The sequence below is a fragment of the Lactobacillus fornicalis genome (genome assembly GCF_055362665.1).
Genome location: NZ_JBLTIM010000083.1, coordinates 1 through 650, shown reverse-complemented (window position 1 = coordinate 650; position 650 = coordinate 1). Strand labels below are relative to the sequence as shown.

Here is a 650-nt window from a genome sequence, read left to right as displayed (position 1 = left end):
CTGTTAACTTGCAACCAATAGGTGTTCATATTCCTAAAAATGGGAAAGTAGTCCTAAAAATCTATCTTCGTAAAAATATAAAAAATAAAATTATTATAGATCCTAAATTATATTTACTAAACCAAAACAATTTAAATAAAACTATCAAGCTTGTTAAATCTCGTGCGATGTCATTAACAACTTGGAAAGGGAACTATATAAGTGGTCACATCCACTTGAAACGAGGCCAAGCTTTAATAACTACATTTCCATATACTAGTGGTTGGCAAGCAACAGCAAACGGAAAACCTGTAAAAATCACTAAAGCACTAAATCGTTTCATTTCTCTAAAATTACCTGCTGGCAATTATAAAATCATTTTTAAACATACAATGCCTGGCTTAAAATTAGGAACAATAATATCAATAATTGGTATCGTTCTATTTGGAGCTGAAATTCATCATTTTAAATATAAAAATCATAGAATAAAAAAAGGCAAATAGTTAAAAGCTGATATTCTTCGTTTTTTACAAAACGTTGATATATCAGCTTTTTTATTTTGCAAAAATATTTTTATTACATTCAAAGCTTTCCCCTTTTTACATACAATATACTCCTTATAAAAACTAGCTTTTCCATGTTAGAATGGACTAGTATATTTTCATTACTTT

The 650-nt window shown here is 27.7% G+C and carries 1 protein-coding gene; it reads left to right on the top strand.

Translation table 11 applies throughout. The annotated features are described in order from the left end of the window. Window positions 1–482: YfhO family protein (locus ACNDLV_RS08265; RefSeq protein ID WP_498883119.1), on the top strand; the 482-nt coding region annotated here is incomplete at its 5' end. Between the last annotated feature and the right edge of the window lie 168 nt (window positions 483–650).